This is a genomic window from Actinomycetospora sp. NBRC 106375 (genome assembly GCF_030269665.1).
Lineage (GTDB): Bacteria > Actinomycetota > Actinomycetes > Mycobacteriales > Pseudonocardiaceae > Actinomycetospora.
In genome coordinates this window covers 1-1,348 of sequence record NZ_BSTS01000066.1, presented here as the reverse complement: position 1 = coordinate 1,348, position 1,348 = coordinate 1, and the positions used below count along the sequence as shown (strand labels likewise).

General features: G+C 66.7%; 1 protein-coding gene and 1 pseudogene. Both read left to right on the top strand.

The window, feature by feature from the left end:
• Positions 1–193 (top strand): annotated as a pseudogene (locus QSK03_RS32875) (hydantoinase B/oxoprolinase family protein); the annotation flags it as partial.
• A gap of 61 nt (positions 194–254) precedes the next feature.
• Positions 255–1,067 (top strand): HpcH/HpaI aldolase family protein, encoded by an 813-nt coding sequence (locus QSK03_RS32870; protein ID WP_285660038.1) that lies wholly within the window; start codon positions 255–257, stop codon positions 1,065–1,067.
• Positions 1,068–1,348: the final 281 nt, after the last annotated feature.

Here is a 1,348-nt window from a genome sequence, read left to right as displayed (position 1 = left end):
CGGTGGCTGGGGTGTCCCCTTCGAGCGTGTTCCCGCGAGGGTCCTGCGTGACGTGCGGGACGGCTACGTCAGCGTTGAGGGCGCTCGCACCGATTACGGCGTCGTGGTCCTCGGCGATCCCGACAACGACCCCGAGAACATCATGGTGGATCAGGACGCGACCCGCCAGCTGCGCGCCACCAGGTCCGCTTGATCGTCCGCCGGGGCGGGCGACGTGCCACTCGCCCCGGCGGACCGACCACGACAGGAACGCCATGGGCTCACTCAAGTCGAACACGATCGGCGAGGCCCTCGAGGAGGGGCGATTCGTCCTCGGAACCTGGGTCCAGATGAACTCACCGGAGACGTGCCAGATCGCGGGGCTCGCCGGCTACGACTTCGTCATCATCGACATGGAACACGGAGCGCTCTCCATCTCGGACGTCGCGAGTCTCGTCCGGGCAGCCCGATCAGTAGATATCGACGCCATCGTCAGGGTTCCGGACAGTGCCAGCACCGAAATCCGCCGAGCGCTGGACGCGGGAGCACGAGGAATCCTCGTGCCTGGTATCAGCACCGCCGAACAAGCCCGCGCTGCCGTGGCCGCGACCATCCACCAACCGGACGGGACCCGGGGCGCGTGCCCGTGCGTCCCGTCGATGGACTTCGGCACGGTGCCCTGGCCCGCGCGCCGGTTCGGGGCGCCCGATCCGTTGACCTGGCTGCTCATCGAGAATGTCAAGGCCGTCTCGGACATCGATGCGATCGTGGCCGAAGGGCCAGACGCCGTCGTTCTCGGACCCTTTGACCTCTCGATGTCGATGGGACTCAACGGCGAGTACACCCACTCGGCCGTGAACGACGCGCTCTCAATGGTCGTCGAGGCGGCTCGCCGTGCCGATGTCGACGCCGTCTACGTCGCTGTCGACCAGGCACCGCAAGCCAATGCCGACGGCGTCCTCCGTGCGCGCCGAGCAGGCTGTCGGCTCGCGACGACCTTCATCGACCGCACACTTCTGGCGCACACATACCGCGGGACTGTGGGCGCCATCCATGAGTCGCTGCGGCAGCTTCCGCCGGAAGACTGAGTGGCTGCCGCCTTGCGGCCGTGTCGAGCCCGCCTCGTCGGATCTTCGACGGGATCATGCAGGACACCCACGACGAGCAGCCAAGATCTACTCGAACGATCTCCACCGGACGCGTCGAGTGGAGTAAGCGTGCCCGAAGGTAGAGGGGGTCACCTTGGAGGATCGCTCCGCAGGGCTGTGACCAGCAGAAAGGGTGCGCCGTCAGGGACTCGAACCCCGAACCCAGTGGACGAGAGTCACGTCCTTGCTGGTGATGTCCGATGCTCGTTTGTGCTGGTCAG

Bases quoted from the DNA above. Each gene is read 5' to 3' on its own strand.
- QSK03_RS32870 (WP_285660038.1), top strand. From the start codon at position 255: ATGGGCTCACTCAAGTCGAACACGATCGGCGAGGCCCTCGAGGAGGGG.